Here is a 486-nt window from a genome sequence, read left to right on the forward strand (position 1 = left end):
CGCCGCCGACGCCGCTCTTGCCGGGGATGCCGACGCGGAAGGCGAAATCGCCGGAGCCATCATAGTGACCGCAGGTCAGCATCATCGCGCCGATGCGGCGTGCCCGTTCGGCCGACACCACGGAATGCCCGGTCGCCGGGTTCTTGCCGCCATTGGCGAGAAAGCGGCCGGCGAGCGCCAGTTGCCGGCAACTCATTGCGATGGCGCAATGGTGGAAGTAGACGCCCAGCGCCAGCTCCGGCGCGTGGTGGAGATTGCCGAAGGATTTCATGTAGTTGGCAAGCGCGAAGTTGCGATAGCCGGTGGCCCGTTCGGACGCCGCGACCTCACGATCGATGATGATCGTTTCGTCGTCGGCGAGGAACTGGATGAAGCGCAGGATTTCGCCGATCGCCTCGCGCGGCTGGTGGCCGGCAAGCAGGATGTCGGAAATGACAATGGCGCCGGCATTGATGAACGGGTTGCGCGGAATGCCGTTCTCATGCT

General features: G+C 64.6%; 1 protein-coding gene. It reads right to left on the reverse strand.

The window, feature by feature from the left end; all coding sequences use genetic code 11:
• On the reverse strand, nucleotides 1–486 hold a 486-nt coding region (locus EN994_RS34790), incomplete at both ends, for a glutaminase (RefSeq protein ID WP_206530591.1).

Source organism: Mesorhizobium sp. M7A.F.Ca.CA.002.09.1.1 (assembly GCF_003998555.1).
Classification (GTDB): Bacteria; Pseudomonadota; Alphaproteobacteria; order Rhizobiales; family Rhizobiaceae; genus Mesorhizobium; species Mesorhizobium ciceri.